This is a genomic window from Eikenella sp. NML99-0057 (assembly GCF_001648535.1).
GTDB classification, from domain to species: domain Bacteria; phylum Pseudomonadota; class Gammaproteobacteria; order Burkholderiales; family Neisseriaceae; genus Eikenella; species Eikenella exigua.
Map to the genome: position 1 here is coordinate 128,152 of NZ_LXST01000001.1, position 23,485 is coordinate 151,636.

Sequence of the window (23,485 nt, forward strand, 5' to 3'; positions counted from 1 at the left end):
CCAATTGGAAACCATTGAAATCCAAGGCCGCAAACATACGCCGCGCCAGCTGGGACGTGAACGTATCCGACGGGAGCAGCTGGATAAAGAAATGGTGCAGGATATCCGCGATATGGTGCGTTATGACCCCGGTATCAGTGTGGCCGAAGGCGGCCGGGCCGGCTCCAACGGTTTCAGTATCCGGGGTGTGGATAAAGACCGTGTGGCCATTGTGGTGGACGGTCTTGATCAAGGCGAAAGCCGCTCTTCCTCTGCCTTCCAGGAGCTGTTTGGTGCATACGGCAATTTCAATGCCAACCGCAACGCCGCTGAGCTGGAGCACATGAGCGAAGTAACCATCAGCAAAGGCGCGGATTCCATCACGGCCGGCAGCGGTGCTTTGGGTGGTGCGGTGATTTACCGTACCAAGTCGCCGCGCGATTATGTGGATGAAGACAAACCTTATTATGTTGGGATGAAAACCGGTTATCTGAGCCGCTCCGAACAATGGTTGGCCAGCATTACTGCTGCCGGTCGACTGGGCAAGTTTGACGCTTTGGTGGTTGGTACCGTGCGCAACGGACATGAAACTAAAAACCACAGCGAAGCCAAAGATGTAAATCTCAGCTTCAACAATAACTACCAATTCGGCAACACAAAATATAGCGGCGTGGCGCGCGGCATTCCCGACCCACAAAACACCGAAGACCATTCCGATTTATTCCGCCTCGGTTACCACTTCAACGACAGCAACTATCTGAGCGGCATTTACGAAACTACACGACAAGATCGGGAAACAGATGAATTATCTAATCTTTTTGGCGCTTATGACAGCACTAGCTACCGCTACCGCCGCGATGTTGCCTACCGCCGCCGCGTTGGCCTAGAATATGAAAACCTACTGGACTGGGGGCCGTGGAATAAGCTGACCGTAAGCCTCGACCGGCAAAAAATCCGCATGACCACCATGACTTGGGATATTCCCACTCAAGATTACATCCGCCGAATGGGACGCAGTGCCGAAAACTACTTTATCCGCCGTAGTCTGAATTACGAAACTAACCAATTCAAAGTGGCTGCCGAAAAACATCTCGATTTTGGCAAAAATGTATTGTGGGATACGGCATATGGCGTGGGTGGATCTCACAAACGCAATACTAACAGTAACACCAGTTATTGGACTTTCGTTTTCTATCCCGATCGTCTGGCTTCCGACCGCGATGAAAAAGAATTTTTGGTCAGCACCCAATCCAATAACTACAATCTTTATTGGAACAACACTCTGCGCTTTAACGAACGCTTCAAGCTGAATCTCGGTGTGCGCTACGACCACACCAAAATGCACACTTTGGATACGGAAAGCTTCAACCCCGATGTAAAAGGCCAGCTCGAAGCCAAGGGTATTTGGAACCAACAAGCGCGCTTCAGCTCGCCCAGTTATGTGGCTGCGCTGGATTGGAATATCAGTCCGTCTGTAACCTTGCAGAGTAAATACAGCACCGGTTTCCGCGCGCCCACCACCGATGAAATGTGGTTCTACTTTCCCAACACCTTGTTTTATGTTGAGCCCAATCCGAATCTGAAAGCGGAACGCTCCAAAAACGTTGAGCTGGGCATAGATGTGCATGGCAATTGGGGGCATGTACGCCTTTCTGGCTACCGCACCCGTTACACCGATTTCATCGATTTTGTACATCGTGGTTACAGAGAGGTTATGACTTGGAACTATACCAACAAAACCTTGAGCAACCGAGAATATGCCGACGTTTACCAAAACGTAAACCGTTCCCAAGCCGAAATTAAAGGTTTGGAGCTGAAAGCACGCTGGAATCTCGACAGCATCGGCCTGCCTGCCGGCATGTATACTACGTTGGCCGCCAATTACACCAAAGGCGAAGCTGACGGACGTATTCCGATTAACGCTATCCAGCCGTTTAACGGTGTTATCGGTTTCGGCTACCAGCAGCCCGACAACCGTTGGGGTGTGGATTTGAATATCAGCTATTTCGCGCGCAAAAAACCAGAAGACACTATCGCCTCCTATGACGATACTGGCCGCACTTTCCCTTTTGTCCGCCACAGCAGCAACATCTGGCTGGCCGATCTGACTGCGAATTACCAGTTCAGAAAACACATTACTATACGTGGCGGCATCTACAACCTGTTTAACCGCCGCTACTATACCTGGGAAACCCTGCGCAGCATCCGCGAATTCGGCACCGTAAACCGTGTGAACAACCAAACCCATGCCGGTATCGAACGCTTCAGCGCCCCGGGCCGCAATTTCAGCCTTGTTATTGAAGCTAAGTTTTAAATCCTTGCCGATGGCAGAAACTCCGCTTCCTTGCGGAAGCTTCGTTTTAATTGCGTTGAAGCTTACACTTTCAGGTAGTCGCTCAGGTAGTCGCTGCACTTCTTGGGAGGTTACCTGGAATTACGTTGGCTACACACTTTAAAAAAGGAAAACAAACCATGCAAGATATCCCTTTCAAGCAATACCTGAAAGAAAACTGCCGCACCACCCACGACAGCGTGGACGAGCTGGTGATGTCGGTGAAGCCTTTCGACAACACCGAAAACTACATCCGCTTCCTGCAGCTGCAAGCCGTGTTCCATAAAATTGTGGACGACATCTACAAAAGCCCGCAGCTCAACGAAAAAATCACCGGCTTGGCCGAGCTTGCTCGCTATGATGATGTGATCCTCGACCTACAAGACCTGAACGCTGCCGAAAAAGCCGTTTCCCTGCCCATTCCCAAGCCAGAAGGCGCAGAAGCATTGGGCTGGCTTTATTGTGCTGAAGGCTCCAATGTGGGCGCCGCCTTCTTGTTTAAAGAGGCGCAAAACAACCTTGGCTACAACGCCGAACACGGTGCCCGTCACCTCGGCCCCCACGCCGACGGCCGGGGCAGACACTGGCGCCGCTTCGCCGAGCAGTTGAACAACCTAGACATTTCCAATAGCGAACGCGAACAAGCCCTGCAAGGCGCACTCACCGCCTTTGCCTTCTACAAAAAACTGCTGCGCGAAATCTTCGCGTTGCCCGAAGCCGCGTAAGGATTGCCAGCTGTATCCGGCATAACAAAAAGCTACCTGAAATCTTAGCTTCGCAGGAACTTCGCTGCGCTGCGTTTTCAGGTGGCTTTTTTGGTGATACTGTATATAGCTGAAGCACTTATTTCTTGATACAAGGTGAGCCAACGCCGTATGAAGGAATAAGTGCTTCAGATATTGGGTCAAACTGCAAATATTATCGTATGTTGGCTCGTGTAAGCTGTACATAGCTACCGCGGTTTTGCACGTTGGTGTAGCCCATGCTTTCGAGCACTTGTTTGGCGGCTTCGGCACGGCGGCCGCTGCGGCAGTAGAGGTTGATGGGGGTGTTTTTATTGGGAACGTGGGCGGCAATCTGTTGGCCGATTTGGTCGTGCGGAATGTTTTTGGCGTTTTCCAGATGGCCTGCGGCATATTCCTCGGGCGTGCGCACGTCGATCCACACGGCTTCTTGGCGGGCGGGGGCGTGGCGCGGCTGGCTCTGTTGTTGGGCAGGCTTGCGGCTGTGCTGGCCGTGGGCGGAAGCGGCAACGGGCAGGGCGGTCAACAGGGCGATGGCGGCTAGAGAGAGGGTTTTCTTCATGATGTACCTTTCTTGATGGCGGGGGAGTTTTTCAGGTAGCCTGTTATTCATTAAAGGCTACCTGAAAACCGGTTTAGGCTTCGCGGGCGTCTTCCACGGCTTCGAGGGCGCGCAGGGAGTAGGTGTAGGCGGCACCGGCGTTGAGGGAAATGGCGGTGGCGAGCGCACCGGCCACTTCGCTCTCGGTGGCACCGGCTTTCACAGCGGCTTGGGCGTGTACGGAAATGCAGCTTTCGCAGCGGGTGGTAACGGCCACGGCCAGGGCGATGAGTTCGCGGGTTTTGGCATCCAGCGCTTCGGCTGCGGCAGCGCTTTCGAGGGCGGCATAGCCGGCTAGCATTTTGGGGTGGTCTTTGCCGAGTTTGGTAAAGGATTGTTTAACGTGGGTAGCGTGTTTTTTCCAATCTAAAAACATGATGTTATCCTTAGCAATAAACTCAAATGAAATTTGAACGGATAGCTTTTATCGAAACTGTCTGATGTGGTGCATGATGGCATAAGTTTTAGAGTAAGAATTGACTGATCGTCTCATTCTTTTGACTGCGTGCTATAGCTGAAACAATTATTTTTTCCTACAAGGCGACGAGCCATGAACGGTAAAAGTACGGCAAGGCGAGCCAACGCTGTATGAAGGAATAAGTGTTTTAGCGATATATTTCCGCCATCGGCCAATAAGGAGAATGAAAATGGATGTGTTAGACAAATTAATTTATCTGGCATGGCTGCGTGGTCGGATTGATGTGTGCTGCCGGCTGGGCGGTGGATTTCACTTGGTACACGAAACCGAGCCGGAAACAGCGCGGCTGCATTGGGTGGTGTCGGGCAGCGGCTGGCTGCGGGTAGGTGACGGGCAAGTAGTGGCTTTGCATACGGGCGATGCGGTACTGCTTCCCTATGATACGGCACACAGTATTACCGACAGTTTGGAGGGTTTGGCGCAACCAGCGGGCAAGCCGCAGCTTCACGGAAACGGAGTGTTGGCAGTGAAAGACTGCGGCGGCAACCGCTTGCAACTGTTGTGCGGCCAATACCGCTATACGCGCCATGCAGCGCTGTGGCTGGGTATGCCGGAATACCTGCTTTTACCGCTACCGGAAATGCGGCAAACGGCATCGATGATGCTGGATGAGGCGGAAAGGCTGCGCTATGGTAGCGGTACGGTGGTGAACGCGCTCTCGCAGGTGATGCTGGTGGCCGTGCTGCGACGCTATCGGCAGCAGAGCAGTGCCCCATCTTTTTTGTCGCAGCTGGAAGACCCACGTCTAAGCGGGCTGTTGCAGGCGGTGTTGCTAGCGCCGCAGGATGAGTGGCCAATTGCACGGATGGCGGAAATGGCGAAACTTTCGCGGGCACAGCTGATGCGTTTGTTTAAATCGGTAACCGGGGTGAGTCCGCACCGCTTTGTGCTGTCTATCCGCTTGCAGCAGGCGGCAGTGCAGCTGGCGGCAAGTGCGGATACGATTTTGCGCATTGCGTTGGAAAACGGCTTTGTGTCGGAATCGCATTTCAACCGCGCGTTTAAACAGTATTTCGGGCAAACACCGAAGCAATACCGCGTACAGCAGCTGGAAGAGGCAGAGAAGGCTGTGGCTTGAGAATAGTGAGAATAGTGTTTTAATTAATGAAGGCTACCTGAAAACATGCGCTGTGTTCGCTGTGCTTTCAGGTAGCCTTTAGTTGCATATGGCGGTATATCTGGTTTTACCTATTCCAGATAAAAGGCTACCTGAAACTTTTAGCTTCGCAGAAATTTCCTGCGCTACGTTTTCAGGTGGCCTTTGTTTACTTTATAAACTGTTCTTTATATTACTGTTTTCTGAAGTCTTTCAAAGTGCCGTCCATGTTGAAATCGATAGAGTATTTGGCACGCGGGGTTTCGATGGTGGAAGTAATCCAGCGGCGGGTTTGGTCCGGCACCCACAGTTGGAAGCTGGTGAAAGTCAGCTCGGTTTCGGTGGCTTCCACTTCCTTGGCTTTCTCGTTCCAAGTTTTGGCGATGGTGGCCACGGTGGCAAACTTGATGTCGTTCAGGGGGGTAACGTTGTCTTTCATGTCGCCGCCGCCGGAAATCTGCACCGGTTGCGGTTCGCTCCACTTGCCGTCTTCATAGGTGTAGTGGTCGATATTATCCGGTTTTTCCGGGTCTTGGATGTCGATTTCAATGCGCGGACGGTTGCTGCCATAGAATTGAACGTTTTGAAATACATTCAATTCCTTGCCGGAAAACTGCGGCAGGGCTTTGAGGGAATCTTCCGCTGCCTGCAAAGCTTGGGCATTGCTCAGGAAGTTATCCATAGAAGCTGCTTCCTGCTGGCTGCCGCTCTCAGCCTGCTGGCTGCCCTCCTGGCTTTGCGAAGCTTGTTGCTGTTGCACGGGGGCTTGTTCATCGCCGCCTTTGCCACCACAGGCGGAAAGGCCGAGTACGGCAGATACACACAACAACCAAAGTGCTTGTTTAGATTTCATAAAGTCATCCCTTCTTCAATATTGGTTGGATAAGTCAGCATTGCTGCTGGGCGGTATTGTAAAGAAAATTGCTGTGTTTTTCAAAATCGTAGCCGATAAGACACGGTATCCACCCAAAATTTGGTTGTTAGATGTTGGCTCGCACAATATAAGGATTGATGCATTTATAAGGCCTCGTTTTTGGCGTATTTCTTCATAATGCGTTTTCGGATGCTGTCTATTTTCGATGTATCTGCGCACTCTGTTTGCTTGTTTTAAACTACACTTTAAAAGACGAGGAGTTTGTAAATATCATAGGCTATCTGCAACCGAATCTATCTTTTTCAGGTAGCCTTTTTCCTGTCTACTAAAACCACAGGCTGATCAAAGCCAAAATAGGCAGCCCGCCTTGCTTGAACAGAATGCTTTTGTTGGGGGGCGCACCGCAGGCGGTAACGGTGATGCAGTTGAGCAGCAAAACGGCGGCGAATTCTTTCGGCTGGGAGGCAAACAGGATGGCGTAGACGAGCATGAGGGCAGTGCAGCCGTTGTAGATGCCTTGGTTACGCATCACACGTTGAAGCGTGATTTTGAATACGCGGGTGGTGGGGGGGGAAGTAGTGGCGAAAGTTTCGAGATACATGATGTAGCCGAACAGAGTGGCGGTGAGTAAAGCGAGGATTTGCGAGAGGGTAGACATATTTTACTTTTTTATTCGTTAGTTATGGTGTGTATGAGTTATTGGGAGATTTAGTTTTGGAGCTGGTTAGAATAGAACAGATTCAAGCAGCAGGCCGCTGCCGAAGAGTAGGTTGACGGCCAAGGTGAAACGTACGATGTGTGGCAGTTCCCGCCCGGCGGCGGCAGGGTTGGTGGCGGTTTGCAGGCGGTGCAGGTGAGTGGCGGCCAACGGCAGTGCGGTTAACCAGAAGAGGCCGCTAGGAATTTGCGGGGCGAGGGCAGCGTAGCAGATGAGGGCGGCGGTGAGGAGGAGGCGGTGCAGGGTTTTGCTGCGTTCAAAGCCCAGCCGAGTGGCGGGGGTGGTTTTGCCGGATTGGCGGTCGCTTTCGATGTCGCGCATATTGTTGATGTGCAGCACGGCTGCGGCGAGCAGGCCACAGCCGGCGGCGGGCAGCCAGCCTTCGGGCGGGCAGCTGCCTTGTTGCAGGTAGGCGCTGCCTTGCACGCCGAGCAGGCCGAAAAATAGGAATACGCTGATTTCGCCCAGCCCGTGGTAGCCGTAGGCATGGCGGCCGAGGGTGTAGGTGAGGGCGGCGGCGAGGGCGAGGCTGCCTAAGAGCAGGAAGGCGAGCCATTGCTGCGGGTGGCGCAAGCTGAGGGCGATGAGCGTGCTGCCGAGGAGCAGGGCGGCCAATACGCTGGCGGCGAGGAGACGGCGGATGTGTGGGAGAGGTATTTGGCCGCTAGTGGTGAGGCGTTCTGGCGCATCGGGGGCGCGGTGGCGGTCGGTACCGCGTATGCCGTCGCCGTAATCGTTGGCAATATTGGAAACGATTTGCAGAGCCAGCGCGGTGAGCAGGTTGAGCAGGAACACGCTGCCGCGCCAGCTTGCGGGGCTGCCGTGCCAAGCAATGGCGTTGCCGCAGCAAACAGCGGCAAGGGCCAGCGGCAGAGTGCGCGGACGAATGAGGCGGAATAGGACGTGCATGGCGGGAGTGGCTTGGAGGCTACCTGAAAAATTCAATTGGCAGTTTCAGGTAGCCTGATACGGAAAACGGGCATGATAACCGATTCTGCGCTATCGGGCTGGGGCTTGCGCTTTTTGCTTGTGTTGGGTCAAGCGGGAGAGTGAACAAATTGTCGGGCAGCTTCAAGCGTTTTCGGCTAAAATACGCAGTTTGGTTTCGGCACGGCTTGCTGTGTTGCCACCCTGTTTTAACTTTGCTGAAGCTCCGCTTTTCAGGTAGCCCGTATCGGCCAAACCGATGCTTTTGCCTACCATCACGACCGCTTACTTTTTTGCCAAAATATGAACAATATCCGCAATTTCTCCATCATCGCCCATATTGACCACGGTAAATCCACGCTCGCCGACCGCTTCATCCAACACTGCGGCGGCTTGGAAAACCGCGAAATGAGTTCGCAGGTTTTGGACAGCATGGACATCGAAAAAGAGCGCGGCATCACGATTAAGGCGCAAACCGCCGCGCTGAACTATAAAGCCCGCAATGGCGAAACTTATCTTTTGAATCTGATTGATACCCCCGGGCACGTCGATTTCTCCTATGAAGTGTCCCGCTCGCTTTCTGCCTGCGAAGGCGCGCTGTTGGTGGTGGACGCGTCGCAGGGCGTGGAAGCGCAAACCGTGGCCAACTGCTACACCGCGATTGATTTGGGCGTGGAAGTCGTGCCGGTGCTGAACAAAATCGACCTGCCCGCCGCCGACCCCGACCGCGTGGCGCAGGAAATTGAAGATATCGTTGGCATCGACGCGGTGGGCGCGGTAACCTGCTCGGCCAAATCCGGGCTGGGCGTGGAAGACGTGCTGGAAGAAATCGTAGCCAAAATCCCCGCGCCGGAAGGCGACGAAAACGCGCCGCTGCAAGCCGTGATTATCGATTCGTGGTTCGACAACTATGTCGGTGTGGTAATGCTGATTCGCGTGAAAAACGGCCGTCTGAAACTGAAAGATAAAGTGCGCTTTATGTCCACCAAAGCCGAAAGCCAAGTGGAGCAGCTTGGCGTGTTTACGCCGAAATCGGTGAACAGACAAGAGCTTAAAGCGGGCGAAGTAGGCTTTTTGATTACCGGCGTGAAAGAGCTCGGCCAAGCCAAAGTGGGCGATACGGTAACGCTGGTGCAAAATCCCGCTGCTGAGCCGCTGCCTGGCTTCAAAGAAGTGCAAAGCCAGGTATTTGCCGGCCTCTATCCGGTGGAAAGCCACGACTACGAAGCCCTACGCGATGCGCTGGAAAAACTGCAACTCAACGACGCTTCATTAAAATTCGAGCCGGAAGTGTCTCAAGCGCTCGGTTTCGGCTTCCGCTGCGGCTTCCTCGGCCTCTTGCACTTGGAAATTGTGCAGGAACGCCTGGAGCGCGAGTTCGATATGGACTTGATTACCACCGCGCCTACCGTGGTGTATGAAGTGATTTTGAAGACTGGCGAGCATATCGAAGTGGAAAATCCTTCTAAACTGCCGGATTTGGCCACGGTGGAATCCATTTTGGAGCCGATTATCACCGCCACCATTCTGGTGCCGCAGGAATATGTGGGTAATGTGATGACGTTGTGTAACCAGAAGCGTGGCGTGCAAATCAATATGCAGTATCTCGGCCGCCAGGTGATGCTCACTTATGATTTGCCGATGAACGAAGTGGTGATGGACTTTTTCGACAAGCTCAAATCCACCTCGCGCGGCTATGCCTCGCTGGACTACCATTTCAAAGAGTTCCGTGCCGCCAATTTGGTGAAACTAGATATTATGGTGAATGGCGACAAAGTAGATGCGCTCAGCCTGATTGTGCACCGCCAAAATGCCATACACCGAGGCCGAGAGCTGGCAGCAAAAATGCGCGAACTGATTCCGCGCCAAATGTTTGACATCGCCGTGCAGGCTGCTATCGGCAGCCAGATTATCGCTCGCGAAAACGTGAAGGCGCTGCGCAAAAACGTATTGGCGAAATGCTACGGCGGCGACATCACGCGTAAGAAAAAACTGCTGGAAAAACAAAAGGCCGGTAAGAAACGCATGAAGCAGGTGGGTAATGTGGAAATCCCGCAGAGCGCATTTTTGGCGATTTTGCAGGTGGGGGATAAGTAGCCACATTCAGGCTACCTGAAAAACGAGAGCCTGAATGAAAGGAAGCCTGATAATGAAAAACATTTTTTGATACTGGCGATTTATATGGCTTCCTCCGCCTATGCCACGCCCAACCTGCAGATGGAAAAGCCGACGCTATCCGAAAACCTTGCCGTTTCTGCCGCGCCGGAAGCGTTGGAACAATTCCGCCAATTCTGCCCGCAAGGCACACCGGTGCTGTTTTTGAATGAATACGATCCTCAGCAGCAATATTTTCAGGTAGCCTGCCGCCAGGGGCAGATGGTGAAACCGCCTATGGCTTTGGTGTGGGGCTGGGCAGATAGCACGCCAGATACAGATAATTTAGCTGCAGACCACCGCAGCCGTGTTTTGGCTTTGAGGGCTGCAGTTGAGGTGATGCGGTGTTTCCGGCAGCTATGACTTCCGTTTTCAGGAATCAGCCGTTAAGGACGAGCGATTTAGAGCCGGTGAGGCGCAAAAAATTAGTGGTAGAGTCGGTTTCGGCTATGGCCTCAGTTTTATCGAAGGTGTAACCATCAGCGGCAGGAAGCTATGAACAAAGATTTTAGGCGGGCTGCCAGTTTTCAGGTAGCCTAAAGCTTATCAAACTCATTTCAATACAGGAAATATAAAAGTGGAACAATCCAACACAATCCTTTATGCCGCTATAGCTGCTCTGGTGGCCGGTATCGTGCTGTTTGCCGTGAGCAGGAAAACGCGGCAAGAAAACAGTGAATGGAGCAGCGGCCTGCAATGGGGCTACCTCCTGATGATGGTAGGCTCGTTCGGCCTGCTGGCCAAGCTGATGAGCCTCACGGCAGTGCTGCTGCTGCTGGTGCTGTTTACCGGCGCGGTATGGCTGTGGGCGCGTGCGGCACGTAAGCAGCGCAGGCAACAAACTGGTTATGCCGAAGCAGAGCAAGACGACAACCATTTCCGCGATTATATGGGCAGCTTCTTCCCGCTGATTTTGGTGGTGTTTGTGCTGCGCACTTTTGTGGCCGAGCCGTTTCAGATTCCCTCCAGCTCGATGCGGCCGGGGCTGGTGAAGGGCGACTTTGTGCTGGTGAACAAGTTTAGCTACGGCATCCGCGTGCCGGTGTTGAATAATGTGCTGATTCCGGTGGGTCAGGTACAGCGTGGCGATGTGGTGGTGTTTAATTATCCGGTGGAGCCGGATACCAACTACATCAAACGCATTGTCGGCCTGCCGGGTGATGTGGTGGAGTATCGCAATAAGGTGCTGACGGTAAACGGCAAAACTGAGCAGGATAATTTGGTGGGCGGCTACCAATATCCAGATGATTACAAGCCGGATCGGATTCTAGAAGCCACCCGCTTTTCCACTGATTGGGAAGGCCGCCATTTCGATGTGCTGAAAAATGAAAATGTGCCCACGGTTTCCATCCCCTTCTTGGCTGAATCCGCTAATGATTTTGCTGCAAACGGCTACCAAAGCGGCTTGCGCGAAAACTGCGAATACGAGGCAGACGGCAGCGGCTTTAAATGCACCGTGCCGGCAGGCAAGTATTTCGCCATGGGCGACAACCGCGACAGCAGCGCCGATTCGCGCTACTGGGGCTTTGTGGACGACAAGCTGATTGTGGGCAAAGCGTTTTTCGTGTGGATGAACGTGGGCGACACTTCGCGCATCGGCAACACTATCCGCTGATAGGAAAGACAAACCGGCCGGCTGGCCGGTTTTTGCTATTTATGTAAAAGGCTAACTGAAAGTTTCAGGTAGCCTTTATCCTAGTTGTAAATCAGAGGGATATGGTGCCTTGCTTCACTCCTGGTGGTGACTATTTGGATTGATCCGGCTGGAGCCAGCGGAAGGCGCGGCGCAGTTCGGTGGTGCCGTTGGTTTCGTAGTAGCGGCCGTGGGAGAGGATGATTTTGTCGGGCTGCCAGGCGAGTATTTGTGCCAGGCTCTCGCGAGCGGCGGCGCGGTTGCGGAAGGTGGCGCGCCAGTCGGGCGGGGTTTTGCCGTCGGGCTCGGCGATGCCGACCCATTTCATTACCTGCGCCCAGAAGCGGCTGGGGAATTTGTTGGGCTCGAAGTTTTCGATGAGGTCGGTGAGGATCAGGGTGCGGCTGGCGCGGTGGAAGAATACGGTTTCAGTCATGACCGAGCTACCGAGGAAGGGGAGCTGGGCAATGTCGTCTGCCCATTGGGCTGGGGCGCTGGGGCCCAAATCGGCATCAAAGGATACAGCAATGCGCTGGGCAGTGGCGCGTTCGCGTACGCCGAGGCTGGCCCAGGCGGTGGCTTGGGGGTAGTGTTTTTGCCAAGCGGGGATGTGGGCGTAGTGGATGCGGTTGGGCGAGACGAGGTGGCGCACTTCCCCCAGCGCGTTGATTTGGGATAACAGTTCTGGGTTTGGTTCGATGGGGGAGTGGCACCAGAGGCCGCCATCGGCGAGGCGGATAACCGTCATGCGGGTGCTGAAAGGGATACTCAGGCCGAGCGGAAAGGCCATGCGCACAATGCCGCCATCGGCAATCCAAATATTGTTGCCGAAGGGTTTGAGAGTGTGGAGCGGGCGGTAGAGGTGGATGGGGGCGCTCATACGGTTTCCTTGCTGGCGCTAAGCGGCGCTCGCTTCGTTGAAGCCGCTGCTTTCAGGTAGCCTGTTGGCACATTGAGGCTACCTGAAAGCAATTATTGCAAGCTTCTGTGAAGTTGAAACTATCGGCTTATCTGCCTGCTCTATTCCGCCCAAACCACGGTTTCGGCGGCATCGCGGCGTGGTTTGGGCTGAATATCGCGGGCGCGGTAGCCGAAGGTGGCGGCCACGGACACGCCGTATTCGGTGGGGTCGAGCAGCCCGGCTTGGGCGAGGATGTGTTCCACGGCGGTGTAGTCCATGCCTTCCACGGCGCAGGAATCGATGCCGAGCATGGCGGCGCCGGTGAGCATATTGGCCAGGGCGATGTAGCTTTGCTTGCTTGCCCAGTCAAACAGGGCGCGTTCGTCGTCGGCGATGGCGATATCGTGGATTTGGAAGCTGCGGTAGCGCTCAAGGGCGGCGGCGCGCTGCTCGGGGGTGAAGCCGCGCCGGTTCATCAGCTCGCTGAAAAAGGGGCTGTCGTAGCGGGCGTGTTTTTTCGCCAGCAGGATCACTAGGTGGCTGGCTTCGGCAATGGCGCCTTGCATCCCCCAGGCCACAGGCTTGATTTTTTCGCGCAGCTCGTGGTTTTGGATCACCAGAAACTTCCACGGTTCGGAGCCGACGGAGCTGGGCGAGAGTCGGCCGAAATCGAGGATGGCGGCGAAATCTTCGGCGCTGATTTTGCGCTCGGGGTCGTAGTAGCGGGTGGAAACGCGGCGGCGGAAAATATCGAGGGCTTGCTGGCGGGTGAGGATCATGATGATTTCTTTCTATGGCGTTGCATGTTTATCGAAGGGATGATTGGTTTGGGCGGCGCAGAAGCTTGCGCGGTGTATGTTTCAGGTAGCCTATTCGTTTTCTTGATAACGGTGTTCGGGCATGCCGATTTGGCGGCTGACGGGGTTGTTTGCCAGATGGAAGAAGCCGTCTTCGATTTCGTAGAGCGGGTGGTTCCAAAAGGCGTGGTCGGCAGCGGCATCGGGGTCGGTTTGAGCGAGCCAGCTTTGCAGTTGTGCGGCTAGGGCTGCGCCTTGATTAAAGTTGTAGCCTTGGGCGAAATCGGCTTTGAGCAGGAATACGGCCGACATCAGCCGGCAATAAGTTTGCACAAACAAGGCCAGGCTGCTGTTAACCAATACCCATTCCTGCTTCCAAGCGTTTTCGGCGCGCGGCGAATACAGCCACACCGCATCATCTGCAGCCACCACGAAATAGCTGCCGCCATAGCCGTATTTGCCGAAGCAGCGGGCTTCGCCGCGCGGGGTTTGGATGGCGATGGTTTCATCGGGGAGGCGGACGAAGTGGAAACGGGCGGGCGGATAGTCGGCCAGATAGGCGATGCCATCTTTGAAAACAGCATCGAGGCTGGCCGGCTCTCCAATACTATAGGCGGCGGGGCGGAGGATGGGGATACGGTCGGCAGCGAGGGCGCGGGCTAGGTTCATGGCGGTATTGGGGTTTGGCGTTGTCGATGGGCAGGCTACCTGAAAGCCAAGTTAAAACTAAGGTTTGGATCGATTATGGCTGGATGTGTTGTACTTTCAGGCAGCTTGTTTCAGCAAGGCTACCCGAAAATTTTGCTATGGATTTAACTGCAGTGAAGTTTTGCAGAAACTCAGCTTCAGCTGAGCCGAAACTTCGCTTTCAGGTAGCCTTTTGTAGCTGAAATCGGCCTACAGTGCGGGCAGCCATTGGCTGAGGGTGTAAATCAGCAGGCCGACTAGGCCACCGACCAAGGTGCCGTTGATGCGGATAAACTGCAAATCGCGGCCGATGGAAAGCTCGAGTTTGTCGCTCATTTGGCGGCTGTCCCAGCTTTTCACTTTGTCGGCGATAAATTCGGCGGCGGCGTGGCGGTGGCGGCGCACCAGGCTGCGGGCGAGCAGGGCGAGGCGGACGTTGAGGCGGCGCAGCTGCTGCGGGGTGGCGGCGTGTTGTTGCAGCAGGTAGGTGAGCAGGCTGTTCAGCCGGCGTGCAGCGGCGGAATCGGGGCGTTGGGCATCGGCGGTAAGGCGGGTGGTGAGGCTTTGCCACAGTTGGGCGATTTGCTGTTGCAGCTCGGGAGAGTCGGCCAGGCGGCGTTTGGCCAGGGCGAGTTTGCGCTGCCAGGCTTCTGATGTGGCGAGCTCTTGGGCGAGGGCGCGGTATTGGCGGCGGAAGGCGGTGCGCAGCTCGTGCTGCGGGCTGGTGAGGGCGGCTTCGAGGTAGTTGTCGGCCCAGTCGAGGGCTTTTTGCGCCACCCAGCTGTCGATTTGGCCAACGAGGCGGCCGCGCAGCTGGGCTTTGAGTTTGTCCCAGGTGTCGGGCTGGCTGGTTTCGATTTTTTCCGCCCAGGCGCGGAGGTTTTCTTCGAGCAAAACGCGGGTGTTTGGCTGTTTGATCCAATGGCGGATTTGGCCGAGCAGGGCGGTTTGCAGGCTTTCAGGTAGCCCTTGCTGATCGAGCAGGAGCAGGGCTTGGGAGAGGGCGGTGCCGAGTTGTTTGCCGTTACCGTGTGTGGTTAAAAAGGCGGCGCCGAGGCGGGCGGCTTCTGGCGGCGGGATGGTTTGCAGGGCGGCGGGGATTTGGCGCGCGAGGGCGGGCAGCCATTCTTGGCGGGTGCTGCTGCGGGCCAGCCAGCGGCGCAGTTTTTCGGCGATGCGCAGGCGGTAGATGCGGATGGTGATGGGGCGCTCGGGCAGGAAGTTGGTTTCGATGAAGCGGCCGAGCTCGTCGGCAATGCGGTTTTGGTTGCGTGGCAGGATGGCGGTGTGGGGGATTTTGAGGCCGAGTGGGTGGCGGAAGAGGGCGGTTACGGCAAACCAGTCGGCCAGCGCGCCGACGGTGGCGGCTTCGGCGAAGGCTTTCAGGTAGCCCAGCGCGGGGTGGCGCTGCACAAACAGCGCGGAAACGATAAACAGCAATACGGCAGCCAGCAGCAGACCGCCGGCCTGGCGGCGGCTGCGTTGCAGCCTGGCGCGGGCGGCGGCTTCTTGGGCGTGGCCGGACAGGATGTTCATGGCTATAGGGCGCGCTCGGAATAGAGCGGTACTTTGCTCTCGGCCGACAGGCGTTCGATATAGGCTTGCAGCTTGGCGGGGAAGAGGATGCCTTTCACAAGGGTGAGGTTGCGCAACACGGGGAAAATGATGATGTCTTCCATGCCGGGGGCGCTACCGTTGAGATAAGGCTGCTCGCCCAACAGTGCGGCCAGCTCGGGCAGGGCGATATGGATGCGCTCGAGATAGGTGTTGGTTTCGGCCAGGTTTTGCTCGAAACTGCCGATGTTTTGCTCTTTTTTCTGCACGAAGTAGGCAATGGCTTCGGCGGTGGCGAATTCGGGCAGTGGCGGCTCGAGTCGCACTTCGCGCGGCATCACCAGATGGTTGTAGAATTTGTTTACTTGGTCAAACCAAGCCTGCACAGCGGGGCGGATGGTTTCATCCAATCGGGCTTGGCCGGCGAGCTCGTCTACATAGCGCACGATATCGAGGCTCTCGCCCATGTGGCTGCCGTCGGGCTTTTGCAGGATGGGCACTTGTTTGGCGCCGATCAGTCCGATGGGCGTGGCTTCGTCGTCGTTCAGTAAAACGATTTCTTCCACCGGCACGTTGCGCAGGCCGAAAATCATGCGGGCGCGCACGCAGAAGGGGCAGTGGTCGTAGAGATAGAGCTTCATAATAGTTTCCTTGACAGGGATTGATTGCAAGCAGGGAGATTGTAGCACGGAGGCAGAAGGCTACCTGAAAGTATCGCGGATTAAAAAGGAGCTAACGCTGTAGCATTCTTAAATTTTATTCACTATGTCTGCCTGCCAAAGCCGTTGGTCTAGCAGCGCCGGGCGAATGTTCAGCGGCGCGGTTTGCTGTTAAAATCCGCTTTCTGTAACGAAACGGCAAAGCATCATGAGTATCGCCAACAATAAAAAAGCCTTTCACGATTATTTTATCGAAGACCAGCTCGAGGCCGGATTGGTGCTCGACGGCTGGGAAGTGAAAGCCGTGCGCGCCGGTCGCGTGCAGCTGAAAGAAAGCTATATCCACTGGAAAAAAGACGCGTTTTACCTGGTGGGCTGCCACATCACCGCGCTGCCCACCGCCTCCACCCACGTTAAGCCCGATCCGGTGCGCCAGCGCAAACTGTTGCTCAAGCAGAGCGAAATCAACAAGCTGATCGGCAAAGTAGAACGCAGCGGCTACACCCTCGTGCCGCTCAACCTGCACTATCGGCGCGGCTACATTAAAATGGACATCGGCCTGGCCAAAGGCAAAAAACAGCACGACAAACGCCAAAGCATGAAAGAAGCCGACTGGAAGCGCGAAAAACAGCGGCTGCTGAAAAACCGCTGAGTTGCTTGTGTGTCCGATTAAAGGCTACCTGAAAGCGCCATGCCGCCAAGTTTCAGGTAGCCCCACCTTCAGCAGGAGCCCCTTATGAAACAATCCTCCCTTGCCCTCCCCATCGTGTTGATTATTTTCGGCGCCGTTTGGTTCCTCAGCAGCACCGACATTTTGCCCACCACCGCCACGCTGCTGGCTCTCGCGCTGGTATTGGGCGGCCTTGCCCTGCTGCTGCTCGACGGCATCAACACCCAAAGTATCGTGTACGGCCCCATGCTGATGTATATCGGCGCCGCTATTTACCTGCGCAACCAAATGTTTATCAACACAGCCCCGCTGGCCGCGCTCGGCATGATGCTGCTTGGCGCACTCATGCTGCTCGCCCGTAGCGGCATCGTGCCGCAAAAATACGGCGCCCACGGCATCCCGCTGCGCCGCAAACGCCGCAACGGCGAACAGGAATAACATTAAAGGCTACCTGAAAAAGTTTTGGCCTGGCAAAAGCCCGGCCAAGGTCTTGTTTTCAGGTAGCCCGTTACTGAAATTATTAGGAAAAACAATATGGCCATCATCATCAAAACCCCAGAAGAAATCGAAAAAATGCGCGAACTCGGCCGCCTGGCCGCCGAAGCCCTCGACTACATCGGCGATTTCGTCAAACCAGGCGTTACCACCAACGAACTCAACCAGCTGGTGCACGATTATCATGTAAACGTGCAAGGCGGCTACCCCGCGCCCCTGCACTACGGCAATCCCCCCTTCCCCAAATCCTGCTGCACCTCCGTAAACCACGTTATCTGCCACGGTATCCCCGACGATAAGCCCCTGAAAAACGGCGATATCCTCAATATCGACATCACCATCAAAAAAGACGGCTTCCACGGCGATTCCAGCCGCATGTATACCGTGGGCACCATCAGCCCGCAGGCACAGCGCCTGATCGACATCACCCACCAAAGCATGATGGCCGGTATCGAAGCCGTGAAGCCCGGCGCCACCCTCGGCGACATCGGCTACGCCTGCCAGCAAATCGCCGAAAACGCCGGCTATTCCGTGGTGCAGGAATTTTGCGGCCACGGCATCGGCCGCAGCTTCCACGAAGACCCGCAAGTCGTCCACTACGGCAAAAGAGGCACCGGCCCCGTGTTGCAGCCCGGCATGATTTTCACCATCGAGCCCATGATCAACCAAGGCAAACGCCACCTGCGCATCCTCGAAGACGGCTGGACCGTGGTGACCAAAGACCGCAAACTCTCCGCCCAATGGGAACACGAAGTGCTTGTTACCGACACCGGCTACGAAATCCTCACCATCAGCCCCCGCACCGGCCGGCCCTAATCCCGCCCAATCCGGTTTGCCCTGGCCGGAGCAGATTCAGTTTCCAGCCGCGCCAGGAAAACCGACGGCACTGATTTCATTGCCATAAACACCAGCGCTACCTGATTCCACAGCACTTTCAGGTAGCCTTTTCCCTTCGTTAAGCCCCGCCATGAACCGCACCTACCAAATCTTCTATTCCTTCTACACCGACGATGCCCACATCGACGGCGGCAGCCCCGTTACCGTATCTGCTGCCGAGCTGCCCCAATATTTCAGCAGCCTGCAGCAGCACCACGACTTCCTCGGCATCATCGACCGGCACGACAACACCTTCCAAATCCTGCTCGAAGAATTCAGCGGCTTTTACTGGGGCGAAATCCCCGACCCCGTAAAAGTGGGCGCACACGGCCGCTTCTACAGCGCCGAAGAGCTGCTCGAGCTCCTGGACAACCTGCCCGCAGAATTCGTGCCGCAAAACTTCGAAGGCCTCAGCTTCCAGCCCTGGCAAGAATATTTTGAAGACACCCCCTACGGCAAAGAAGCCCAACGCCTGTTTGAAAGCAGCGGCGACACCGGCGAAATGGCGCGTACCGCCGAAGACATCTGCGAATCCTGCCGCCTCGGCGCATGGGACAACCTCTGCGACGACGGCCTCGCCCTCCTGCAAAGCGAACTCCCAGCCAGCCCCGCCGCCTACACCGAAATCAACTACCAGCGCCTCTGCCGCAGCCTCGATTGGCTCGAAGACCTCGTGGCCGAAAACGGCGCATTCGACGAAGACAGCATGGACGACTTGTGCGACATGCTGCTCGAACGCATCGTTGATCTCGACAACTACCGCCAGCCAAGGCACTAGGCATAGCCCATCGAAAGGCTACCTGAAAGCGTATAGGGTGGGGTTTATGCCAGCTAAACAGCAAGAAAGGCTACCTGAAAAATGTTTCAGGTAGCCTTTTTGTCTTCCGGCTGCGTGGTGCTGCTTGGGGTGGATTCGTCCAAATCTTTGAGCCAGGATAATTTTTCGGCGATTTTGGCTTCGAGGCCGCGTGGCACGGGTTGGTAGAAATCGGGCTCGGCCAGGCCTTCGGGCATATAGGTTTCGCCGGCGGCGTAGGCGTGCGGTTCGTCGTGGGCGTAGCGGTAGGCGCGGCCGTAGCCGAGTTCTTGCATGAGCTTGGTGGGGGCGTTGCGCAGGTGGGGTGGTACTTCGGCGCTGCCGTGTTGCTTCACGAATTGGCGCATTTGGTTGTAGGCGGTGTAGCCGGCGTTGGATTTGGCGGCAGCAGCCAGATAGAGCACGGCTTGGGCGAGGGCGAGCTCGCCTTCGGGGGAGCCGAGGCGTTCGTAGGTGTGGGCGGCTTCGTTGGCGATGGTGAGGGCGCGGGGATCGGCTAGGCCGATGTCTTCCCAGGCCATGCGGACGATGCGGCGGGCGAGGTAGCGAGGGTCGGCGCCGCCGTCGAGCATGCGGCAGAGCCAGTAGAGGGCGGCGTTGGGGTGGGAGCCGCGCACGGATTTGTGCAGGGCGGAGATTTGGTTGTAGAAGCTTTCGCCGCCTTTGTCGAAACGGCGGATTTGGCTGCCGAGGCTGTCGGCCAGAAAGTCAGCGTTGAGATGGCTGATGCGGCGGGTGGCTGCGGCGCGCAGGAGCTGTTCGAGCAGGTTGAGCAGGCGGCGGGCATCGCCGTCGGCGGTTTGGATGAGCAGTTTTTGTGCGTCTTCTTCGAGGCTGAAGCTGCGGTATTCGGGCAGGGCGAGCACCTTGGCGGTGAGCGCGGCGAGTTCGTCTGCGGAAAGGGCTTGCAATACGTAAACTTGGGCGCGGCTGAGCAGGGCGGGATTGACTTCGAAGGAGGGATTTTCGGTGGTGGCGCCGATGAAGGTGAGCAGGCCGCTTTCCACATAGGGCAGGAAGGCGTCTTGCTGGGCTTTGTTGAAGCGGTGCACTTCATCAACAAACAAAATAGTAGCGCGGCCTTGCTGGAGGGCGATTTCGGCTTTGTTTACGGCTTCGCGGATGTCTTTTATGCCGGAAAACACGGCGGATACGGGCAGGAATTGGGCGTTGAAGCTCTGCGCGAGGATGCGGGCGAGAGTGGTTTTGCCCACGCCGGGCGGCCCCCACAGCAGCATGGAGTGGGGTTGTCCGCCTTCCACGGCCACGCGCAGGGGTTTGCCCGCGCCGATCAGGTACTGCTGGCCGACTACGTCGTCGAGCGTGTGCGGGCGCAGGCGTTCGGCCAGGGGGGCGGCGGGGGTTTGGGCGAAGAGGTCGTTGGGCATGGCAGGCTACCTGAAAAGTGGTAAGGCGTTGGGGTGGATTTTATAGCAAATTCTGTGCGGCGGCTTCTGGGGGAACGGGCTGGTTGTGGTATGATGCGGCGCGATGGGTTTCAGGTAGCCTTAAGCGCATTGGCTGCGGATACTGAAAGGCTACCTGAAAGCTGTGTTTCCGATTTTCCCAAAATAGCCCAAGTATGGGCTGTTTTTAACGCTTGACTGATTCTTTCCTTATGCGATTCCGTTTTGATTTTACGGTGCTGTATGCCTTACTGGCGTTGAATGGGCTGGTGTTTGTGTTGATGCAGCTGCCGGGTTTTGAATTTTTGCAGCTGGCCGGCTCGTTGTGGCCGTTGGAGCACCTGCGCTACCGCTATTGGCAGTGGCTGAGCCATATGTTTTTGCATGCGAATTTCACGCATCTGCTGTTTAATATGGTGGTGTTGTGGTCGTTTGCGCCGATGCTGCTGCTACGCTTCGGCCAGCGGCGTTTTTTGCTGCTTTATTTGCTGTGCGGCTTGGCCGGGGCGCTGCTTTATACGGGCTGGAACGAATACCTGATTGCCAACGGTGTGCGCAATGTGGCCGAGCAAATCGGGCTAGACGAGGCCACGGTGCGTTCAGCGCTACTCTCCGGTGGCTTGCCCAATGTGCCCGACGGCTTGGCTATGGCGTTTTATACGCACCTGCTGGGCGCATCTGGCGCGGTGTTTGGCGTGCTCGCGGCGTTTGCGCTGTGCTTCCCGGATGCACCGCTCACGGTGATGTTTCTGCCGATGCGGATTAAGGCTAAGTATTTGGTGCCGGTGGCGGTGGGGTATGAGCTGTTTGCCCAGTTCGGCGGGGTATCGCTGTTTGGCGACAATATCGCACATTTGGCACACGTGGGGGGCGCGGTGTGCGGCGCGCTTTTGGCCTGGTATTGGCTCAGCCGCCGCGATCCAGTGTCGTTTACCGATTTCGGCGCTTCAGATTTCAGGTAGCCTTTCTCGCTTCGCAGAAACGCACTGCATTTGTTTTCAGGTAGCCATTTTATACAACTTATTATTCCAACAGTGTTTTTATGAGATACATCAGCACGCGTGGGCAAACCGAGCCCAAATCTTTCAGCGAAGTTTTGCTTATGGGCCTCGCCCCCGATGGCGGCCTGATGCTGCCGGAGCGTTATCCGCAGGTGAATGTAGCCACGCTGCAGCACTGGCGCGGTTTGAGCTATGCCGAATTGGCATTTGAAATCATGAGCTTGTTTATCGACGATATTCCGGCAGCCGATTTGCGCCGCCTGGTGGGCAACACCTACACCGAATCCGTGTTCGGCACGCGCGAAATCACCCCTGTGCGCACCCTCTCCGACGGCATCAAAATCCAAGCCCTGTCCAACGGCCCCACGCTGGCTTTCAAAGACATGGCCATGCAGTTTCTCGGCCACGCCTTCGAATATGTGCTGGTGCGTGAAGGCAAATGCCTGAACATCATCGGCGCCACCAGCGGCGACACCGGCTCTGCCGCCGAATATGCCCTGCGCGGCAAGGCCGGCATTCATGTGTTTATGTTGTCGCCGCACGGTAAAATGAGCGCCTTCCAGCGGGCGCAAATGTATAGCTTGGCCGATGCCAATATCCACAATATTGCTATCGAAGGCATGTTTGACGACTGCCAAGACATTGTCAAAGCGCTGCAAAACGATGCCGCCTTCAAGCAGCAATACAGCATCGGTACGGTAAATTCCATCAACTGGGGGCGCATCGTGGCGCAGGTGGTGTATTACTTTGCCGGCTATTTCCGCGCCACCGCAAGCAATAGTGAAGAAGTGAGCTTCTGCGTGCCCAGCGGCAATTTCGGTAACATCTGCGCCGGGCATATCGCCAGACAGATGGGCCTGCCCATCCGCCGCCTGATGGTGGCCACCAATGAAAACGACGTGCTGGACGAGTTCTTTCGCACCGGCCGCTATCGCCCGCGCAGCGCCGCTAAAACCTACGTTACCTCCAGCCCTTCGATGGATATTTCCAGAGCCTCCAATTTTGAGCGTTTTGTGTTTGATTTATTGAGGAGAGGCAGCGTTCAGGTAGCCTCCTTGTGGCAGCAGGTGGCGGCCGGCGAAGGTTTCGATTTATCTGCCGAACTGCCGCGCATCCGCGACACTTTCGGCTTTGTGTCCGGCTCCAGCCGCCATGCCGACCGCCTCGCCACCATCCGCGCCATACACACAAGCGACGGGGAATGGCTCGACCCGCACACCGCCGACGGCATGAAAGTGGCGCGCGAATTGCGCGAGGTGGGCGAAACCGTCGTGTGCCTGGAAACCGCGCTGGCGGCCAAGTTTGCTGACACCATCAGCGAAGCCGCCGGGCATGAAGTGAAACCCCCGCGCCCCGCCGCACTTGCCGGGTTGGAAAACCTGCCACAACACGTTACCGTACTGCCCAACAGTGCGGCAGCAGTGAAAAGCTTGATTGAGCAGGCTTTGGCTTAATTGACAGACAATGAAAAGGCTACCTGAAAATATCGGCTTCAACGGAGCTCAAGCCAATTTCAAGTAGCCTTTGGGTGTATTATGAGCCGGTACAAACGCTTCAGCCTGAGCGGCATTGCACTGCCGCTGCTTCCACCGCTTGTGTAAGCTGCTGCGGCGATACTTCGCCCAGCAGGGTTTTGCGGTAGTTGCCGCAGGCCGGGGCGCGGATTACGGTGAAGGGCAGGGCGCCGGTTTGGTTGCCCAAGCCGCGCATCCAGGCGGTGCTGTCATTGCCGGTGTAACGCAGGATTTGGTAGTGCACTGGCACGCTCTGCAAAAAGAGGCTCACATCGGCAGGCTTATCCAGTGCCACGCCTGCCATGTCCACGCGCACTCCGCGCCGCTGCCGTTTTTCGGCGGCATACCATTGCGAAAGCGCCGGCATCTCGCGCCGGCATGGCACACACCATGTCGCCCACACGTTTACTACCTGCACCCGCTTCTGCGCGCCAGTATCGAGCGAGGCAGGGCGGTTGTCTGAATGGTTCACCAAATCTGCCGCATACAGCGGCACAGCGGCCAGCAGGGCGGCCAATCCAACATATTTTTTCAAAACAGATTTCCAAATTGTGAAAACAAGAGTGGCTATTG

24 protein-coding genes are annotated in these 23,485 nt (G+C 56.1%); 12 read left to right on the forward strand and 12 right to left on the reverse strand.

What is annotated here, in order from left to right; all coding sequences use genetic code 11:
* Positions 1-4: 4 nt before the first annotated feature.
* Together A7Q03_RS00585 and A7Q03_RS00590 are read left to right on the forward strand one after the other, a co-directional pair.
* The gene (locus A7Q03_RS00585; protein WP_369799375.1) at positions 5-2,293 is read left to right on the forward strand and encodes a TonB-dependent hemoglobin/transferrin/lactoferrin family receptor; all 2,289 of its coding nucleotides are present in this window, start codon (positions 5-7) and stop codon (positions 2,291-2,293) included.
* 158 nt (positions 2,294-2,451) lie between these two features.
* Positions 2,452-3,036, forward strand: coding sequence for a biliverdin-producing heme oxygenase (locus A7Q03_RS00590; protein WP_067446396.1), 585 nt, complete (start codon positions 2,452-2,454; stop codon positions 3,034-3,036).
* Positions 3,037-3,229: 193 nt separating this feature from the next.
* Here A7Q03_RS00590 and A7Q03_RS00595 read toward each other — a convergent pair whose 3' ends face one another.
* Together A7Q03_RS00595 and A7Q03_RS00600 are read right to left on the reverse strand one after the other, a co-directional pair.
* A complete protein-coding gene (locus A7Q03_RS00595) occupies positions 3,230-3,616 on the reverse strand; it encodes a rhodanese-like domain-containing protein (RefSeq protein ID WP_067446399.1) in 387 nt (128 codons plus the stop codon).
* Between the two features lie 73 nt (positions 3,617-3,689).
* Positions 3,690-4,031, reverse strand: a complete 342-nt coding sequence (locus A7Q03_RS00600; RefSeq protein WP_067438680.1) for a carboxymuconolactone decarboxylase family protein — start codon at positions 4,029-4,031, stop codon at positions 3,690-3,692.
* 271 nt (positions 4,032-4,302) lie between these two features.
* On the opposite strand from A7Q03_RS00600, the gene A7Q03_RS00605 reads away from it, so the two are divergent.
* Positions 4,303-5,211: an AraC family transcriptional regulator gene (locus A7Q03_RS00605; RefSeq protein WP_067446402.1), complete on the forward strand. Its 909-nt coding sequence runs from the start codon at positions 4,303-4,305 to the stop codon at positions 5,209-5,211.
* A 211-nt stretch (positions 5,212-5,422) separates the two neighbouring features.
* Here A7Q03_RS00605 and A7Q03_RS00610 read toward each other — a convergent pair whose 3' ends face one another.
* From A7Q03_RS00610 to menA, 3 genes are all read right to left on the reverse strand, one after another.
* On the reverse strand, positions 5,423-6,082 hold the full coding sequence (locus A7Q03_RS00610; protein WP_067446405.1) for a hypothetical protein: 660 nt from the start codon (positions 6,080-6,082) through the stop codon (positions 5,423-5,425).
* Positions 6,083-6,428: 346 nt separating this feature from the next.
* Positions 6,429-6,761, reverse strand: coding sequence for a DUF1304 domain-containing protein (locus tag A7Q03_RS00615; RefSeq protein WP_067446408.1), 333 nt, complete (start codon positions 6,759-6,761; stop codon positions 6,429-6,431).
* A 66-nt stretch (positions 6,762-6,827) separates the two neighbouring features.
* A complete protein-coding gene (gene menA, locus A7Q03_RS00620) occupies positions 6,828-7,730 on the reverse strand; it encodes a 1,4-dihydroxy-2-naphthoate octaprenyltransferase (protein WP_067446411.1) in 903 nt (300 codons plus the stop codon).
* A gap of 321 nt (positions 7,731-8,051) precedes the next feature.
* Between menA and lepA the strand changes: the two genes are divergently transcribed.
* The 3 genes from lepA to lepB all read left to right on the forward strand — a co-directional run bounded on the left by lepA (position 8,052) and on the right by lepB (position 11,517).
* On the forward strand, positions 8,052-9,845 hold the full coding sequence (lepA, locus tag A7Q03_RS00625) for a translation elongation factor 4 (RefSeq protein WP_067446414.1): 1,794 nt from the start codon (positions 8,052-8,054) through the stop codon (positions 9,843-9,845).
* 84 nt (positions 9,846-9,929) lie between these two features.
* Complete coding sequence (locus A7Q03_RS00630; protein WP_067446417.1) at positions 9,930-10,265, forward strand: hypothetical protein; 336 nt, start codon at positions 9,930-9,932, stop codon at positions 10,263-10,265.
* A 214-nt stretch (positions 10,266-10,479) separates the two neighbouring features.
* Positions 10,480-11,517, forward strand: a complete 1,038-nt coding sequence (lepB, locus tag A7Q03_RS00635; protein WP_082880632.1) for a signal peptidase I — start codon at positions 10,480-10,482, stop codon at positions 11,515-11,517.
* 130 nt (positions 11,518-11,647) lie between these two features.
* Here lepB and A7Q03_RS00640 read toward each other — a convergent pair whose 3' ends face one another.
* From A7Q03_RS00640 to A7Q03_RS00660, 5 genes are all read right to left on the reverse strand, one after another.
* On the reverse strand, positions 11,648-12,415 hold the full coding sequence (locus tag A7Q03_RS00640) for a DUF4336 domain-containing protein (protein ID WP_067446420.1): 768 nt from the start codon (positions 12,413-12,415) through the stop codon (positions 11,648-11,650).
* Positions 12,416-12,555: 140 nt separating this feature from the next.
* Positions 12,556-13,215 (reverse strand): NAD(P)H-dependent oxidoreductase, encoded by a 660-nt coding sequence (locus A7Q03_RS00645; RefSeq protein ID WP_067446423.1) that lies wholly within the window; start codon positions 13,213-13,215, stop codon positions 12,556-12,558.
* A 90-nt stretch (positions 13,216-13,305) separates the two neighbouring features.
* The gene (locus tag A7Q03_RS00650; protein WP_067446426.1) at positions 13,306-13,902 is read right to left on the reverse strand and encodes an SUKH-4 family immunity protein; all 597 of its coding nucleotides are present in this window, start codon (positions 13,900-13,902) and stop codon (positions 13,306-13,308) included.
* Between the two features lie 228 nt (positions 13,903-14,130).
* The gene (locus tag A7Q03_RS00655; RefSeq protein ID WP_067446429.1) at positions 14,131-15,456 is read right to left on the reverse strand and encodes a DUF445 domain-containing protein; all 1,326 of its coding nucleotides are present in this window, start codon (positions 15,454-15,456) and stop codon (positions 14,131-14,133) included.
* 2 nt (positions 15,457-15,458) lie between these two features.
* Positions 15,459-16,115 carry a GrxB family glutaredoxin gene (locus tag A7Q03_RS00660; protein ID WP_067446432.1) on the reverse strand — a complete coding sequence of 219 codons (657 nt, stop codon included), beginning with the start codon at positions 16,113-16,115 and terminating at the stop codon, positions 15,459-15,461.
* 223 nt (positions 16,116-16,338) lie between these two features.
* Between A7Q03_RS00660 and smpB the strand changes: the two genes are divergently transcribed.
* From smpB to A7Q03_RS00680, 4 genes are all read left to right on the forward strand, one after another.
* Complete coding sequence (smpB, locus tag A7Q03_RS00665; protein ID WP_255361181.1) at positions 16,339-16,785, forward strand: SsrA-binding protein SmpB; 447 nt, start codon at positions 16,339-16,341, stop codon at positions 16,783-16,785.
* Positions 16,786-16,869: 84 nt separating this feature from the next.
* Positions 16,870-17,241, forward strand: coding sequence for a hypothetical protein (locus A7Q03_RS00670; RefSeq protein WP_067446435.1), 372 nt, complete (start codon positions 16,870-16,872; stop codon positions 17,239-17,241).
* 96 nt (positions 17,242-17,337) lie between these two features.
* Entirely contained in the window at positions 17,338-18,114 is a 777-nt protein-coding gene (map, locus tag A7Q03_RS00675; RefSeq protein WP_003823082.1) for a type I methionyl aminopeptidase, read from the forward strand.
* 151 nt (positions 18,115-18,265) lie between these two features.
* Positions 18,266-18,952 carry a hypothetical protein gene (locus A7Q03_RS00680; protein ID WP_067446438.1) on the forward strand — a complete coding sequence of 229 codons (687 nt, stop codon included), beginning with the start codon at positions 18,266-18,268 and terminating at the stop codon, positions 18,950-18,952.
* 86 nt (positions 18,953-19,038) lie between these two features.
* Here A7Q03_RS00680 and A7Q03_RS00685 read toward each other — a convergent pair whose 3' ends face one another.
* Positions 19,039-20,379 (reverse strand): replication-associated recombination protein A, encoded by a 1,341-nt coding sequence (locus tag A7Q03_RS00685; protein WP_067446441.1) that lies wholly within the window; start codon positions 20,377-20,379, stop codon positions 19,039-19,041.
* Positions 20,380-20,609: 230 nt separating this feature from the next.
* On the opposite strand from A7Q03_RS00685, the gene A7Q03_RS00690 reads away from it, so the two are divergent.
* The gene (locus A7Q03_RS00690) at positions 20,610-21,359 is read left to right on the forward strand and encodes a rhomboid family intramembrane serine protease (RefSeq protein WP_067446444.1); all 750 of its coding nucleotides are present in this window, start codon (positions 20,610-20,612) and stop codon (positions 21,357-21,359) included.
* 80 nt (positions 21,360-21,439) lie between these two features.
* Complete coding sequence (gene thrC / locus A7Q03_RS00695) at positions 21,440-22,852, forward strand: threonine synthase (RefSeq protein WP_067446448.1); 1,413 nt, start codon at positions 21,440-21,442, stop codon at positions 22,850-22,852.
* A gap of 100 nt (positions 22,853-22,952) precedes the next feature.
* Here the strand turns inward: thrC and A7Q03_RS00700 are convergent, their stop codons facing one another.
* Positions 22,953-23,447 carry a TlpA disulfide reductase family protein gene (locus A7Q03_RS00700; protein WP_153705668.1) on the reverse strand — a complete coding sequence of 165 codons (495 nt, stop codon included), beginning with the start codon at positions 23,445-23,447 and terminating at the stop codon, positions 22,953-22,955.
* Between the last annotated feature and the right edge of the window lie 38 nt (positions 23,448-23,485).

Bases quoted from the DNA above. Each gene is read 5' to 3' on its own strand.
- A7Q03_RS00595 (WP_067446399.1), bottom strand. From the start codon at position 3,616: ATGAAGAAAACCCTCTCTCTAGCCGCCATCGCCCTGTTGACCGCCCTG.
- map (WP_003823082.1), top strand. From the start codon at position 17,338: ATGGCCATCATCATCAAAACCCCAGAAGAAATCGAAAAAATGCGCGAA.
- A7Q03_RS00645 (WP_067446423.1), bottom strand. From the start codon at position 13,215: ATGATCCTCACCCGCCAGCAAGCCCTCGATATTTTCCGCCGCCGCGTT.
- menA (WP_067446411.1), bottom strand. From the start codon at position 7,730: ATGCACGTCCTATTCCGCCTCATTCGTCCGCGCACTCTGCCGCTGGCC.
- A7Q03_RS00685 (WP_067446441.1), bottom strand. From the start codon at position 20,379: ATGCCCAACGACCTCTTCGCCCAAACCCCCGCCGCCCCCCTGGCCGAA.
- A7Q03_RS00690 (WP_067446444.1), top strand. From the start codon at position 20,610: ATGCGATTCCGTTTTGATTTTACGGTGCTGTATGCCTTACTGGCGTTG.
- A7Q03_RS00610 (WP_067446405.1), bottom strand. From the start codon at position 6,082: ATGAAATCTAAACAAGCACTTTGGTTGTTGTGTGTATCTGCCGTACTC.
- A7Q03_RS00590 (WP_067446396.1), top strand. From the start codon at position 2,452: ATGCAAGATATCCCTTTCAAGCAATACCTGAAAGAAAACTGCCGCACC.
- A7Q03_RS00605 (WP_067446402.1), top strand. From the start codon at position 4,303: ATGGATGTGTTAGACAAATTAATTTATCTGGCATGGCTGCGTGGTCGG.
- A7Q03_RS00630 (WP_067446417.1), top strand. From the start codon at position 9,930: ATGGCTTCCTCCGCCTATGCCACGCCCAACCTGCAGATGGAAAAGCCG.
- A7Q03_RS00680 (WP_067446438.1), top strand. From the start codon at position 18,266: ATGAACCGCACCTACCAAATCTTCTATTCCTTCTACACCGACGATGCC.
- thrC (WP_067446448.1), top strand. From the start codon at position 21,440: ATGAGATACATCAGCACGCGTGGGCAAACCGAGCCCAAATCTTTCAGC.
- lepA (WP_067446414.1), top strand. From the start codon at position 8,052: ATGAACAATATCCGCAATTTCTCCATCATCGCCCATATTGACCACGGT.
- A7Q03_RS00600 (WP_067438680.1), bottom strand. From the start codon at position 4,031: ATGTTTTTAGATTGGAAAAAACACGCTACCCACGTTAAACAATCCTTT.
- A7Q03_RS00670 (WP_067446435.1), top strand. From the start codon at position 16,870: ATGAAACAATCCTCCCTTGCCCTCCCCATCGTGTTGATTATTTTCGGC.
- A7Q03_RS00655 (WP_067446429.1), bottom strand. From the start codon at position 15,456: ATGAACATCCTGTCCGGCCACGCCCAAGAAGCCGCCGCCCGCGCCAGG.
- A7Q03_RS00640 (WP_067446420.1), bottom strand. From the start codon at position 12,415: ATGAGCGCCCCCATCCACCTCTACCGCCCGCTCCACACTCTCAAACCC.
- A7Q03_RS00650 (WP_067446426.1), bottom strand. From the start codon at position 13,902: ATGAACCTAGCCCGCGCCCTCGCTGCCGACCGTATCCCCATCCTCCGC.
- A7Q03_RS00660 (WP_067446432.1), bottom strand. From the start codon at position 16,115: ATGAAGCTCTATCTCTACGACCACTGCCCCTTCTGCGTGCGCGCCCGC.
- A7Q03_RS00615 (WP_067446408.1), bottom strand. From the start codon at position 6,761: ATGTCTACCCTCTCGCAAATCCTCGCTTTACTCACCGCCACTCTGTTC.